This window comes from Shewanella sp. S23-S33 (genome assembly GCF_043359565.1).
GTDB lineage: Bacteria > Pseudomonadota > Gammaproteobacteria > Enterobacterales > Shewanellaceae > Shewanella > Shewanella oncorhynchi.
In genome coordinates, this window is sequence record NZ_JBHFFD010000024.1 from 25221 (window position 1) to 39831 (window position 14611).

The following is a 14611-nucleotide window of genomic DNA, read 5'->3' on the forward strand; positions in this document are numbered from 1 at the left end:
GGTACATATTACTCAGTTGTGTCTTTGATTTGAATACGGTTCGCCATTTGACTGGCTTTTGCACGAATTTTCGCTTCGAGGGAATCGACAATGTTATCGTTGTCAAAACGTTCTTTTTGACGTTCACCCTCGTCGTAATATCCGCTCTTATTATGCCCACCGGTTAAGCCGATATGCGACACTAAGGCTTCACCAGGGCCGTTAACTACGCAGCCGATAATAGACACATCCATGGCGGTAGTCACGTCTTCGAGGCGACGCTCTAACTCATTGACTGTACTGATCACATCGAACTCTTGACGAGAACAAGATGGACAGGCAATGAAATTAATGCCACGGCTACGAATACGCAGTGACTTTAAAATGTCAAAACCGACTTTGATTTCTTCGACCGGATCAGCGGCCAAGGAAATACGTAGGGTATCACCTATGCCTTCGGCCAATAACATACCTAAGCCTACGGCCGATTTCACTGAACCCGCGCGCGCGCCACCGGCTTCGGTAATGCCTAAATGCAGGGGTTGACGAATTTGTTTTGCTAATAAACGGTAAGATTCGACCGCTAAAAATACATCGGAGGCTTTAACGCTGACCTTAAACTGGTCAAAATTCAATCTATCCAGAATATCCACATGACGCATAGCTGATTCAAGCAAGGCTTCAGGTGTGGGTTCTTTATACTTGTCCATTAGATCTTTTTCTAATGAACCACCATTCACACCAATACGGATAGGAATATTATGGTCACGGGCACATTCCACCACGCTACGAATACGCTCTTCATTGCCTATATTACCCGGATTGATTCGAAGGCAATCGACACCGTACTCGGCAACTTTTAAAGCAATGCGATAATCAAAATGAATGTCGGCCACTAAAGGAACATTGACCGCTTGCTTAATGAGTTTAAAGGCTTCAGCCGCATCCATAGTGGGTACAGAGATACGCACTATATCGGCACCGACTTTCTCTAAGGCACGAATTTGAGCGATTGTCGCTTCAACATCTGTAGTCTTAGTATTGGTCATTGACTGAACAGCAATCGGCGCCCCATCACCAATCGGTACATTACCCACATAAATGCGGGTGGAAGGACGTCTTTTTATGGGAGTTTCATTATACATGCTTAATACGCTCTATTTCGGTACGTGCTGCAGATCATTACGCGGTCGTTAGACTTTAGGCAAGGTTAAACGCGCGACTCGTCCCTTGGGGAAATCCGCTAGGCTAACAATTTGACCATCTAAGCTTAAGGTCGCTACATGGGGTGCACCTAAAATGACTTTAAACGGTGGCACACCGCTCACTTGCACTGTTGCGCCAGCGCCTTTAACACCATCGACTAACGCTTTACCTTTAGCATCAACAATGTTTATCCAGCAATCACCCGTCAACTGGACATCTATAATCGATTGTCCTGCAACAGCAACCAAAGTACTTGCTGTAGTGGCAGTGGTCGGTGATGTTGTGGTCGGTGAAGGCGTTGCACTAACAGGCTGTTGGACTACAGGAGCTGTCGTTTGCGGAACCGATGGCATTGTCGTAGTGGCTGCGATTGCTGAACCGCCATCTTCATTACTCGTATCAACGGTCTGAGGATAATTATTGTCCGTTGGTCCTGTGCTGACATCAATAGTGCTTGCATCAGTATCTTTAATTGGACCATCGATAGACATTGAGCCGTTTGCGGCAATCTCAGTCAAACGAGGACTGGCATCCGTTTCGGTCAATAACACATCACCTGGCAGCGTCTGATTCGCTGCTGCGACCTCTTCAGCCGTGGGTTGCGACACATCAATAGTGCTTAGCAAGGTGGTTTTTTGCATCCACCAGACGACTAACGAACCGAGTAACACTATGACGATAAAAATACTCAGCCAAGTTAAACGTGTATCGCGAGCTTGATATGTGGTTTTGCGTGAAAAACTTTGCATTGCAGGCTCAGTCACAACTGGCACTTGCTGCACAAGACAAGCTTCAATCAAAGCCGCATCGGCACTGACCATACGCGCGTAGTTTTTCACATAGCCACGTACATAAGTCGATGAGGCAATATTGGTAAAATTGTCAGCTTCAATATCTTCAATAATACGAGGACGTAGATGCAGCTTTACAGCGGCATCTTGAATACTAAGGCCCATTTTTTCGCGGGCGGCTTTTAATAAAGTACCAAGCGTGACATCTAGCGCGACTGATTGCGGTGCTACCGACTCAACTGGCGCATTGGTTTCATGATCTTTCATTGATGCAAATTAACTCTGTATTGCTTGGCCTGAGGTGATGCTGGGAATTTGGCAAGCAATAAAATACCAAATCTCTTCACAGCGGCATCATCATTCACTGCCTGCTCTATTTTGATCCCGAGCGCTAAACTTTCTGGAGTTTGCTCAGCCACTTGGTGATAGCGCGCTAATTGGTTTCGCGCCTGAATAAAATCACCTTGATCGACTTCTAACTCTGCCAACTCCAGTAATGACACCGAGCGTCTCGGGTCATACTTTAACGCTATCTGAAAATACTGTCGTGCCTTTTCTGCTTGTCCTGCTTCGCGACTACAAAGACCTAAGTTCTCATAGCTTGAGGCAGTGCGCGTATATTTGGGCATTTCAATTGCGGCCAAAAACATTTTTTCAGCTTTGTTGTATTGCTTTTGTTGGCACAAAAACACCCCGAAATTATTCATGGAATCGCCAGAGGCGTCCTTAGTACTAATGGCATTCATGTACGACTCTTCGGTACGCACTAAATCGCCCACGGTTTGATAGTAATAAGCCAGAGCGGTATGCACATCTTCGAGCTCTGGAGCATATTCTAATGCTTTATCAAGATTGTATTTGGCTTGTTCCGTGCTACCTCGATTTAAATAGGTTAAACCGAGCTGCATCCGCTCTCTTGCGGCGGCGACTTTGTCTAACTTTCGTTCCGAAACAGGAATATCTGTCCCAGTATAAGTACGCTCAGTGACGCATCCTGTCATCAATAATGACAGGCTTAAAATCAACGAAAACCTTGGCAATCCATGCTTCATGGGCAAGCCTATAAATCTGTGCAAACAAAGAGTTAATTCATTGTGACTGAAATCTGGTTTTCTTGCATGCGTTTTTTCGCTAAACGTTTCGTTCTGTCGCGAATATCGCCAGCTAACTGACCGCAAGCGGCATCAATGTCATCACCACGGGTTTTACGTACGATGACAGTAAAACCGTATTCCATAAGAACCTTAGAAAAACGGTCGATACGTGAATTAGATGAGCGGCCATAAGGCGAGCCTGGATACGGATTAAATGGGATCAGATTCACCTTACAAGGCGTATCTTTCATTAACTTAGCTAACTCATGGGCTTGGTCTGTGCTGTCGTTGATATGATCTAGCATCACATATTCAACCGTCACGCGGCCGCGGTTAGCATTTGATTTAGCAATATAGCGACGAATACCCGCTAAAAACTCATCCAGCGGATACTTTTTATTGATCGGGACCAGAATGTCACGCAACTCATCATTGGGTGCATGAATACTGACAGCAAGTGCCACATCGATGGCATCGCCCAGTTTATCTAACGCTGGCACTACGCCTGATGTTGATAAAGTCACGCGGCGCTTTGATAAACTAAAACCAAAATCATCGAGCATGATGTCCATCGCAGGGATCACATTGGCTAAATTGAGTAATGGCTCACCCATGCCCATCATCACGACGTTAGTGATCGGACGCTCGCCCGTGTCTTTTGCAAATCCTAAAAAGTGCGACACGCGCCAGATTTGGCCGACGATTTCAGAAACCGTTAAGTTACGGTTAAAACCTTGCTGACCCGTCGAGCAGAAAGTACATTCCAGCGCACAGCCAACCTGTGAAGATACACACAAGGTCGCACGATCATCCTCAGGAATATAAACCGTTTCCACTTCTTGGCCTTGGCCAACATTAATTGCAAATTTTATCGTACCATCGGTCGATTTTTGGAAACTCGAAATTTCTGGTGCAACGATCTCGCAGCGGGCCGCCAACTTTTGACGTAACACTTTGTTGATGTTGGTCATCTCTTCGAAGTCACTGACACCGAAATGATATAGCCATTTCATGAGCTGATCGGCACGAAAGGGTTTTTCACCCATTTCCGCAAATAATGCGCGCATCGCCTTACGATCAAGGTCTAATAAATTGATCTTCTTTTCACTCATATAGCTAACCTCAACACCAAAAACCGGATCCTGCAACAGGGCGGCGAATTATACAGACGCAAATAAATTTTAGCCAGTAACTCAATTCACCTATGATAGAATCTCCAAGGGCTAATATTGGCCTAAAATACGGAGTTGTAATTCCACCTATATGTTAACCCTCATCATTATAGTGCTTGTCGCTGTTGCTGTTTCTTTTCTGTGCAGTGTGTTCGAAGCTGTTCTGTTATCGGTTACCCCAAGTTATATCGCATCACTCGAACAAACTGACAGTGCCGCAGCCGCGCGCTTGCGTAGATTGAAAGAGAATGTCGAAGCCCCTTTGGTGTCAATCCTTACCCTAAATACTATCGCTCATACCGTCGGTGCCGCCGTTGCAGGTGCGCAAGCGGCTAAAGTATTTGGTGACGATATGTTAGGTGTTTTCTCGGGCGTATTAACATTTATTATCCTGTTTTTCTCAGAAATCATTCCTAAATCATTGGGTGCAAACCATTGGCGTCGCCTCGCACCAAGTGTTTCTGTTGCCGTGCTGTGGATGAAGCGTACCACTAAACCGCTGATCTGGATGTCACAGCAAGTCACTCGCCTAATGGGCAAAGGTGATGAAGGCCACTACATACGCCAAGAAATGAGTGCTATGGCCAAAATTGGCCATGAATCCGGTGAGCTTGATGAGCAAGAGTCAAAAATTTTGACACAAATGCTGAAGGTGCGAGATATGCCCGTCACGGCGATCATGACTCCACGTACTGTGATGTTTTCTTTGCCCATAGATCTCACCCAAAATGAGTTTGTGCGCCAATACCGCGACAAGCCTTTTACTCGAATTCCAGTTTACGACCAAGATCATGATGATGTGATTGGTTACATTACCCGCACCGATGTATTGCTAGCAGAGCGTTACACGCCAGAAGCACCGATTGGTGAACTTAAACGGAGTTTATTTGTGGTGCCTGAAACCGCAAAAATTCTGCCACTTTTTGAGCGTATGATTAAACGTAACACCCAAATTGCGATGGTGGTCGACGAGTACGGCAGTAGCCAAGGTATCGTAACTCAAGAAGATATCATCGAATCTATGTTAGGATTAGAGATTGTCGATCTAAACGACCCCGCGACCGATATGCAGCAATTGGCACGTAAACTTTGGACTAAGCGCATGAAGCAAAAAGGTATTCGCCTATCCGATGACGGTGATTTTGAAGCCGCATCCGATGATGATGAAGCCAAATCCGGCTGAAGGCTAACCAAGTTTAGTGCTTGTTAATATAAAGGGAGCCTAGCTCCCTTTATTCTTTTAGAATGCGGATGACTCAGAACCCTCTGAAACTCGCATTTTCAGGTTGCTTGGGTATATACTCACCCGCCGTAATAGAGGTAAGTTATGACACAGAGCTACACACTCTCACTCGCGCACATTAATGACACCCATTCGAATTTTGAACCCTGCCGCGTCCAATTTAGCCTTAACATAGGCCAACATAAGCTAGATGTGACCAGCCATAGCGGTGGTTATGCCCGCATCGGCCATCACATCACAAAAGCGCGTCACACCGCTGCACAAACCAATACTCCTTTTATTTTCCTGCATGGTGGTGACAGCTTCCAGGGCACGCTGTATTTCAGCCATTTTAAAGGTAAGGCCAACGCCCACTTACTCAATCTGTTGGCACCTGATGCTATGGTCATTGGCAACCACGATATCGATGAAGGTAACGCCAGACTTGCCGAGTTTGCCAAGCAAATTGATTTCCCATTGCTTGCGGGCAATATGGATTTAAGCCAAGAGGATCTAAACAAACCCGGTTGTCTGCGGGGTTTGCCTAATATCTTGGATTATGATCATGAGCAAAAACACGCGAAATACCTGCTTAAGCCCTTCCACGATAAGACATTAGCCATTGTCGGTATTACCTTAGATCAGATGAAAGAGATCGCTCGTCCCGATCCCGACACACATTTTGTCGATGCTATCGCCACTACCGCGCGCACGGTTGAGCACCTTAAAAATCAAGGTATTAAGCATATTATCGTGCTCAGCCACTTAGGCTTAGATCAGGATAAACGCCTCGCGGCCGAAGTCGATGGTATTAGCCTTATCGTCGGCGGTCACACGCATACACTACAGGGGGATTTTCGCGCCTTAGGTTTGAGCAACCTGCCCTACGGTGAAGTTATTAATAACACGCCCATAGTGCATGCGGGTAAATATGCCGAAGTCGTCGGCTTGGCCGAGGTAGTATTTGACGCTGAAGGTAAAATGCTGAGCTTAACAGGCGGCAACTACTTCATGCTAGATCAACACTTTATCTTAAGTGCTAACACAGCTGTGGATAATCAAGATTACCAAGCTGTGCGCCAGCAGCTTAATCAGCATCCGAATATCTTTTGGGATGATGCCGATGCCGATATCGATGGCGTGATCCGAGATATCTACAAACCCGCTATCGCAGAGATGGAAAACAAAGTGTTAGCACTGGTGCCGAAGAACTTAGTCCATACCCGCTTACCCTCTAAAGCCCTGCCCCACGGCAGTGAAATAGCACCTTGGGTGAGTCGCAGCATGTTCCAAGAAGCCAAACTGGTCGACCCTAGAGTGAACTTTGCTCTGCATAATGCCGGCGGTGTGCGCCAATCGGTGGCCCAAGGACAATTGACACTAGCCGATGTGATGGGGCAATTACTCCCCTTCGAATTACCATTAGTTAAGTATGAAATTCAAGGTCAATTCCTCTATCAAGCGCTCGAATCGGCGATTAACGCGGCGACCAACAACAGCGTCCGTGGCACAGGCGCGGGCAGCTTCCCTTACACCTACGGCCTACGGTATTACTACGATGGGCGACGCCCACTGGGTGAGCGTTTATTTAGATTGGAGATGATGCAGCAGGACAGCCAATCACTATGGTATCCCGTTGAACCTGAGTCACTTTACGTAGGAGTTTCAACATCTTATACCGCCGCTGGTAAAGAAGGTTATTCTCCATTGCTGCAAGCCCGCTGGCAGGAATCGATGGAGTCACTGACTTTGCCACAGGCCTTTATTCGATTCTTAAATCGCTCACCGAATCTGTCTGATTTATTGTCACAGCATGTGCATTACACCAGCCACAGCCAACGTATAGGTTAGGCGCTATGCCCCTCATGGCGAAAATATTAATGCTGTGAGGAACAAAGTGAGTGGCTACTTACAAAGCGCTAAACAAACCTGAGCTTAAAATTGCCAATCACATTGCGGTAAACGCGCAGTAAACCAATCCTGCGCCTTGCCTTCAGCATATTTACGCCATGCCATAAACACAGCTTGCGTTGGGCGCGGCATTTCCACATGACAAGCCACTAGGCTTCCCGCCGCCAACGCATCTAAGATCAAGTGCTTTGGAATGTAACCCACACCTAATCCCAATTGCTGCGCCTTAATTTTGGTCTGCATGTTCGGCACACGGATCACTTGGCGACTATCAAATAAACCACTTGATCGCTGTGCTAGGGCGGTCGAACTGTCTGCCACCACAATAGAAGGAAATTGCAACAATGCCTCGGTCGGAATTGGGCCAGCATGTTGCGCCAATGGATGCGAAGGATTTAAAGCAAATACAAACTCCAACTCCCCAATTTCAACCACGTGATATTGGCCTTTGGGCAACTCCCCTGTTACGCCGATAGCGATATCGGCACGGCCAGAATAGAGCGCATCCCAGCCGCCACCTAAGGACTCTTCGCTGATATTCACAGTCACTTGCTTACCCAGCTCAGTAAACTCACCAATCAACTGCAGCAGGGGTAAATCCGGCACCACTGTATCTATAGCTAGGGTCAATGAAGACTCCCAGCCTGTCTCGAGTTGACGCACCGCCTCTTCGAGCCTTGATGTTGCCGCAAGGATTTCTCGGCCTTGGCGCAGCACAAGTTGACCGACTAAGGTCAGCTCGGCGCGCTGGCCCTTACGTTCAAATAATTTTGTGCCTAAATCGCTTTCCAGTTTCTGCACTGTGTAGGTCAGTGCCGACGGCACCCGAAACAAAGACTCGGCAGCAGCGGAAAAACTGCCTTTCTTATCAATAGCATCGAGCACGATTAATCCATCGAGACTAATAGATGGCAACATAAAAACCTCATATTCAAATTATTTGAAGTAGACATTGAAAATGTTCCGATTTTCTTTGCCAAAGGTCAAGTCTACACTGCTTAGCAATGGAGAGGTTCTGCGGAACTCACTGCCGAAATCGGATGTAGATACTGAGTAAAGTTAAGTTAGAACAGATTAAAAAACTGAGTTAAGACTGATTGAACAACACACTTAAACACTTGTTAAATAATTTGAAATAAGGAATACCCCATGAAAGCACTCATAGCAAAAACACTCAAATCAGCCCCGAGTCTTGCCCCACTGGCACTGCGTATTCCTATCGGGATCATCTTAATCGCCCATGGTTCACAAAAACTGTTTGGCTGGTTCGGTGGTTACGGCTTAGAAGGCACTGGACAATGGATGGCATCGATTGGTTTGACGCCAGGTTACTTAATGGCATTGATGGCAGGTTCAAGTGAATTCTTCGGCGGCCTGTTCCTGTTGCTCGGCCTGCTGACTCGCCCAACGGCCCTCGTCTTGTCATTCACTATGGTTGTGGCGATTTTCTCGGTACATATAGGCAACGGTCTGTTCCTTGCCAATAACGGTTACGAATTTGGTCTCGCCCTATTAGCAGCCACAGTCTCATTGACGGTATCTGGTGCTGGCAAATTCGCTGTAGATAACCTATTCGCTAACCGCATCAAATAAAGGGGAAAGCAAGATGATCACATTAAGAAAAGCACAAGATCGCGGTCAAGCAGACTTAGGCTGGCTAAAGAGTCAACATACCTTCTCTTTCTCTAGCTATTATGACCCAGAGCACATGGGGATATCATCCCTAAGAGTCATCAACGATGACAGAGTGGCACCCGGCGCAGGTTTTGATACCCATGGTCATAAAGACATGGAGATCATCAGTTACGTGATATCCGGCACTATCGCTCACAAGGATAGCTTCGGCAATATCAAAACCTTACCCGCAGGAGAGTTTCAATTGATGTCCGCAGGTAAAGGCATTTACCACAGCGAGTTTAATGCCTCTAAAACTGAGCCGCTGCACTTTTTACAGATTTGGATCCGCCCAGATACTTTAGGCATAGATGCGGGTTATCAGCAAAAGGCATTCGAGCAAAGCTCACCACTGACGCCTGTAGTGACACCAAACGGTGAAAATGGCACGCTCAAAGTGCAACAAGATGCGACCCTATATCGTTTAGTGTTGAGTGAGGGCGAAAAAGTAACGATGAGTAGGAACGCCGCTCAAGCAAATCGTCATCTGTATGTTCAATTGATTGAAGGTACGTTGGATATCAATGGCACAACACTCACGGCTGGGGACGGCGCACATCTGACACAACTCGCAAGTGTCGACTTTACTGCAACAGGCGGCCCAGTTACCGCATTAGTGTTCGATTTATCGCCTAATGCGTAATACAAGCGATTAAATAATTCAGCTTCACTAGTTATTGGTTATTGGTTATTAGTTATTAGTTATTAGTTATTAGTTATTAGTTATTAGCAAACTACCAAGCAAACAATTGAGTAAGTGATTAGATGCCAGCTTGATAAGCACTCACCGAGAAGCACTGCCACAAGTCATCTTTGGCAGTGTTTTTTATTGGCGCTTCTATGGCGATGTGATAAAGCCGTGCTAACGGCCTCGTTTAGCTACCAGAACAGCCCTTGATAAGCTGAGTTAGAGGGCGAGCGTCATGCTGAAGTTAACCAACACTTGAGCTTGGCCCTGTGCTTTATCCGTCGCATTCAAAAAACGCTTATGTTCATTACGACGAATACTGCGAAATCCCTGTTTCTCAAAAAAAGGCCGCGCGAGATAGGATGCTTCAACCGTTAATCGTTTCAGCGCTAAGATTTTAACTTCTTCAAACAACGCAAAATACAAAGAGGTAGCCACCCCAGAACGGGCATATTCTGGATGAACAAACAAACATTCCACTTCAGCAGCGGCTTCAACATCGCTGTCGGTGCCTATCTTAAGATTGATAAAACCCACCAGCATATTATCGGTTTCGGCAACCCAAATAGTGGTTCCCTGTAAGCGTTCAAGCCAATAACTCTCGCTGCGGGTCTCACCTTCGATATAAGCCCATGCTGAGCGCTCGGCGAAGGAGTAAAACTCACCAGAACCTTGCATTACACTCGCCTCAAAGATTGCCGCCAGCTGCGAGACATCCGATGGCGTAAATAGTCGAATCTTCATTCTCAGCCCTCCATCTTGAATCATTAATTGACTTAGATTAACCGAATCCTAATTTAAGCTAAACAGTGCTGATTTAGTTAAATAGTGTCACTAAACGGCGTTAAGCTAATGTTTTACTGTGGAATACCTTACATCACTTTCTAGCTGAAACCATAGTAAACGCACGTTAAATATTCTTTCCTATATTCTTTTCCATATAGAAACCTGGGATCACTTGCCCAAGTTTTTGCTGATAACTGCGCTGTATTTGAATAAATCCCATCCGAGTAAACAACCCTTTAGAGAGATAAGATGCGTCCAAGCTCAAGCGCACATAGCCTTGTGCCTTAGCCCAAGCTTCTAAAACAAGATAAGCGCGCTCACCTAATCCCTTACCTTGATAATCTGGATGTATATATAAGCTATCTAAGTAACCTTGACGGGGGAAATGGGTTTCGACATTGATAAAACCGCAACAAACTGAAGAAGCAGTCGCTTCATCTATGGCTAAAACCACCCACGCCTTCGAGCGACGTAACCGTAAATCCCAATGTTTAGCCGATCTTGGCGCCGCAGACCAAGCCATAAGCTGCGCCTGCGCATAACGAACATGGGTAATGCTGTGCACGCAAAGGTGAAATAACTCACTCACTTCACGTGCATAACATGACTGATAAGGCTGGATCTCGAACTGTTCAAACGCTATCACTTGAGTGATCCCCTGCTGAGTAATAACGGCTAGAAAAATAGCCGCTATTTTGCCGCCTTTGTCCCCATCGAGATAGTCACAAACTCAGATTTAGCGGCATTGAACGCTAAAAACAAAAACGGCCTCGAAAGTATCGAAGCCGTTGAATTACAGAGGCGCTCAGGTTAGCGCACTCGATACTGCTAACTATTTCTTATCGATTTGGCCAACAAATAACAGTTTATCAAAGGTGCGGTTCAAGGTTTTGCTGGTGAATTCGTTCATCCACATTTGCTCAACCACAGCCACTTTATCACCTTTGCTCACTTCAGTTTGAGGACCCGCGGCCCAAAAAGTGGTATCAGCTTCTTTAATCTGTACGTAGGTGTAACCACCACCGTTCATAGTATCAACAACAGTACCTTCGTGGGTGACACCCTGAGCCCAAGCACTTGACATGCCTAACGCTAAAGTCGCTACTGCCGCTAATTTTACCCATTTTGCCATCATGCCTGCGTTCCTTTTGTTTTGCTAATATGCTGCATTAAAGCACGCTAAAAACAATAAATCGCTAATCTCTATCACGAAATACAACACTTATCGCAAAAGCAGTATTTTTCTTACAAAGAAGGGAACTCATTTCAACAGAGGTTTTAGCATGCCTTCTAAGCCATTAAGTTTGATTTCGTACATTAGGGCTAATTGCTCACCAAGTTTCCCTTGAGGAAAACCTTGCTTATGGAACCACACCAGATAAGGTTCGGGTAATTCGAGCAACTTACGTCCAGCGTACTTACCAAAGGGCATTTTTTGATTAACAGCATCAATAAGGAGTTGCTGATCCATAGGTTGTTATCTCATACAGAACGTCACGATAATCCTACGGATGCTACAACATAAGCGAACGAATGTCGCCGTTAACTACGCAAAAGTAACTATATACCCAAGGGCAAAAATACGCGCTAGCTAACACCTAAAAGGCATTCTCACACGAATATTAAGCGATAATTTTTAACAGATTAGGCCCTAAGTTAGCGCTGGGAGTATACTGAAAACCATATTCACTACATAAGCGCTCATGCTCACCATGGGCGGTCATACTGACACAAGTTCCCGCACTCGCATGGTCATCAACAAAGGCCATCACCCGCTCAAGTATTATCTTTGCTAGCCCGTAGGATTGGTATTCGGGTAAGACAATAAAATCTTCAATCATCAAATGCCCGGGCTTGTTGCCATAAACACACGCCGTTGCCAATAGATTAGACTTAGCGGCCCCAGCGCCTGCATGTTCCAATTCAGTCTTGTCACTTAATCGAATAGAGACCCAGAACAATGCCTGTACATCCGCAAGTTCAACGCCAATAGAAGGGAGGCCAACTGTGGCCCGCAGATTAAGTAGTTCATGAAATAACGGTGCAGTTTCAACGAGTTCAAACTTAATAGGCATAATAGTTTTGATATCCATTTGGCATCCCTTCTCCATGGTTGAAATTTCAAGCGATTTAGACGTCAGTCTATAGAGATGATAAAGCCAGCATTTGGCAGTTTGATGACAAGTGCCTCACCAAACAAGACCACTTTCGACTGAGAAGCTGATAATTTACTCAGATCAGCCAATAACATTTAGAAATATAAAATTAACATTTGTACCAAGAAAGAAATAAAAAACTACACCCTAAGTCCTATGCACAGTTACCGATCACCACAAACAACCCTTTTAACTGACGGATAACAGATAAAACAATGTAAAACCAATAAGATAAAAAACATTTTTATAAATCCCTCTTCTCATCTTTTTTGTCAAATTAACGGCATATGACCAGATACTGACAGAAAAACGCCTACGACAATTTAATTTAAAAGCGTCAAAAATCAGCCAATTGACCGAGATTAACATTAGGTTTACATTCGATTTCGGACATCAATGCGGATAGCTCCAAACTCATCAACTCGCTGCACAAGGGTCATCAAAAGAATTAAGGAATGCGTCATGATAGTCTTAATCGGTGGAGAAAAAGGCGGCAGCGGTAAAAGTTGCTTGGCCCAAAATATAGCTGTATTTCTAACCACAGAATGTAGCGCCTCGGTCATTATGGTGGACTGCGATCCCCAGCGCACTACCTCTGATTGGATCCATGCAAGAAACAACAATCCGCAACTTGCCAGCATCAATTGCGTGCAGCTTTACGGTAAGATCCGTAATGACTTACTCAGTCTTGAGCAACACTATGATGTAGTCATAGTCGACTGCGGTGGGCAAGATAACCTAGCGCTACGAGCAACCATGTCTGTCGCCTCTTACATTTTAATGCCCTTAAGACCTAAGCGCCGCGATTTAAAAACCGTATGTCATATGGACGATATCGTCGCGACGTGTAAGATGATTAATCCCAAGTTACGGGCTTCTTTTGTGATCACCCAATGTCCAAGTCTACCCAATCAAGCTAACCGAATTTTGGAGGCCAAAGAAGTCTGTAAAACCTATGATATCCATGTCCTTGACGCGATAACTTACTGTCGCAATGTTTATGATGACAGTGAAGAATCAGGATTATCGGTAATTGAAATCGAGCCCACAGGAAAAGCAGCCGAAGAAATTCGCACTATCGCCTGCGAACTATTCCAAGTCGATTGTGCTGCCAGCTTAGCCAATCTCCTACATCCCGCGATACACGCTCAGGGGGTGAGTCAAATGCATCATCATTTGACCAATCAAACTCAATCCACTCACACGACCACTCAACGAAGGGGGCAAAATGGGACTCAGCGATCTCAAGAAAAACGCTATGTCATCTAGCAGCTTACAGCACTCGCTTTCGTTAGATGAGTTTATTGAGGCGGCAAACTTGTACGCAATGGGACAAAGTCTGAATAAGATAAAAAGCAATCTAGATCATAAAGCAGATGCAACTGTCACAAAAAACACAGGCTCACAGGCAAATCACATCACAACTGACATGGCCCAGAGCCATTCCAATATGTTGAGCTTACACAAACAAAGCCTAGAAACAGACGTATTATTCCCGGCAAAAGTAGAAACTAAAACACACTATCGCAAAGCAACATTTTCCCTCAGTGAAGCGGCTATAACCCATCTTGCTACACTGGCAGAAGAAAGCACTATATCCAAATCAAAGCTGCTCCGACTCTTGATTGAACAACACTTCGACCTACCTATTGCCTTGAGGCAATTACGAGAACAACAACGCCAAAACCGTTAACGATTCACACTACTCCCACCCTTTTCCGGTAACTTAGCTAAGATCGAGTTACCGGCTTTTTGCTCAAAAAGTAAAAAAACACAATAAAAACCATCATAAAATCGCGGCATAAGTTCTGATCCCACCTATCCTTAAATATACATAATGCTGAATTAATGATATTAACTCAGAGTCAATACGTAACATTAAGGTATTATTTTTGTTAAACCGGATCAGATTTATTTTTCTTTGTTTAACCG

The 14611-nt window shown here is 45.2% G+C and carries 16 protein-coding genes; 6 read left to right on the forward strand and 10 right to left on the reverse strand.

Going from position 1 to position 14611, the window contains the following annotated elements:
* Positions 1-8: 8 nt before the first annotated feature.
* From ispG to ACHA99_RS07555, 4 genes are read right to left on the reverse strand one after another with little or no spacing between them, the layout of a single operon-like run.
* Complete coding sequence (ispG, locus tag ACHA99_RS07540; RefSeq protein WP_105251894.1) at positions 9-1124, reverse strand: flavodoxin-dependent (E)-4-hydroxy-3-methylbut-2-enyl-diphosphate synthase; 1116 nt, start codon at positions 1122-1124, stop codon at positions 9-11.
* Positions 1125-1172: 48 nt separating this feature from the next.
* Positions 1173-2243: a RodZ domain-containing protein gene (locus tag ACHA99_RS07545; RefSeq protein ID WP_173497628.1), complete on the reverse strand. Its 1071-nt coding sequence runs from the start codon at positions 2241-2243 to the stop codon at positions 1173-1175.
* Complete coding sequence (pilW, locus tag ACHA99_RS07550) at positions 2240-3028, reverse strand: type IV pilus biogenesis/stability protein PilW (protein ID WP_393941978.1); 789 nt, start codon at positions 3026-3028, stop codon at positions 2240-2242. The genes ACHA99_RS07545 and pilW overlap by 4 nt, the downstream gene beginning before the upstream one ends.
* Positions 3029-3060: 32 nt before the next feature.
* Positions 3061-4182: a bifunctional tRNA (adenosine(37)-C2)-methyltransferase TrmG/ribosomal RNA large subunit methyltransferase RlmN gene (locus ACHA99_RS07555; protein ID WP_028761256.1), complete on the reverse strand. Its 1122-nt coding sequence runs from the start codon at positions 4180-4182 to the stop codon at positions 3061-3063.
* Positions 4183-4333: 151 nt separating this feature from the next.
* Between ACHA99_RS07555 and ACHA99_RS07560 the strand changes: the two genes are divergently transcribed.
* Entirely contained in the window at positions 4334-5425 is a 1092-nt protein-coding gene (locus ACHA99_RS07560) for a CNNM domain-containing protein (protein ID WP_028761257.1), read from the forward strand.
* 144 nt (positions 5426-5569) lie between these two features.
* Positions 5570-7315: a bifunctional metallophosphatase/5'-nucleotidase gene (locus ACHA99_RS07565; protein WP_393941981.1), complete on the forward strand. Its 1746-nt coding sequence runs from the start codon at positions 5570-5572 to the stop codon at positions 7313-7315.
* An 84-nt stretch (positions 7316-7399) separates the two neighbouring features.
* Here ACHA99_RS07565 and ACHA99_RS07570 read toward each other — a convergent pair whose 3' ends face one another.
* Complete coding sequence (locus tag ACHA99_RS07570; RefSeq protein ID WP_113939435.1) at positions 7400-8293, reverse strand: LysR substrate-binding domain-containing protein; 894 nt, start codon at positions 8291-8293, stop codon at positions 7400-7402.
* 231 nt (positions 8294-8524) lie between these two features.
* Here ACHA99_RS07570 and ACHA99_RS07575 point away from each other — a divergent pair, with 231 nt between their 5' ends.
* Entirely contained in the window at positions 8525-8968 is a 444-nt protein-coding gene (locus tag ACHA99_RS07575; RefSeq protein ID WP_173243685.1) for a DoxX family protein, read from the forward strand.
* Between the two features lie 13 nt (positions 8969-8981).
* Entirely contained in the window at positions 8982-9692 is a 711-nt protein-coding gene (locus ACHA99_RS07580; protein ID WP_393941984.1) for a pirin family protein, read from the forward strand.
* A 264-nt stretch (positions 9693-9956) separates the two neighbouring features.
* Here ACHA99_RS07580 and ACHA99_RS07585 read toward each other — a convergent pair whose 3' ends face one another.
* The 5 genes from ACHA99_RS07585 to ACHA99_RS07605 form a co-directional block, all read right to left on the reverse strand.
* Complete coding sequence (locus tag ACHA99_RS07585) at positions 9957-10481, reverse strand: GNAT family N-acetyltransferase (RefSeq protein ID WP_212601113.1); 525 nt, start codon at positions 10479-10481, stop codon at positions 9957-9959.
* A 166-nt stretch (positions 10482-10647) separates the two neighbouring features.
* A complete protein-coding gene (locus ACHA99_RS07590) occupies positions 10648-11169 on the reverse strand; it encodes a GNAT family N-acetyltransferase (RefSeq protein WP_212601114.1) in 522 nt (173 codons plus the stop codon).
* A gap of 186 nt (positions 11170-11355) precedes the next feature.
* Entirely contained in the window at positions 11356-11658 is a 303-nt protein-coding gene (locus ACHA99_RS07595; RefSeq protein WP_006082493.1) for a hypothetical protein, read from the reverse strand.
* 126 nt (positions 11659-11784) lie between these two features.
* The gene (locus ACHA99_RS07600) at positions 11785-11994 is read right to left on the reverse strand and encodes a DUF3820 family protein (protein WP_006082494.1); all 210 of its coding nucleotides are present in this window, start codon (positions 11992-11994) and stop codon (positions 11785-11787) included.
* A gap of 151 nt (positions 11995-12145) precedes the next feature.
* A complete protein-coding gene (locus tag ACHA99_RS07605) occupies positions 12146-12616 on the reverse strand; it encodes a GNAT family N-acetyltransferase (protein ID WP_393941988.1) in 471 nt (156 codons plus the stop codon).
* A gap of 525 nt (positions 12617-13141) precedes the next feature.
* Between ACHA99_RS07605 and ACHA99_RS07610 the strand changes: the two genes are divergently transcribed.
* Positions 13142-13948: a division plane positioning ATPase MipZ gene (locus ACHA99_RS07610; RefSeq protein WP_168824543.1), complete on the forward strand. Its 807-nt coding sequence runs from the start codon at positions 13142-13144 to the stop codon at positions 13946-13948.
* Complete coding sequence (locus ACHA99_RS07615; protein WP_263173094.1) at positions 13908-14372, forward strand: CopG family transcriptional regulator; 465 nt, start codon at positions 13908-13910, stop codon at positions 14370-14372. Before ACHA99_RS07610 ends, ACHA99_RS07615 begins: the two co-directional genes overlap by 41 nt.
* Positions 14373-14611: the final 239 nt, after the last annotated feature.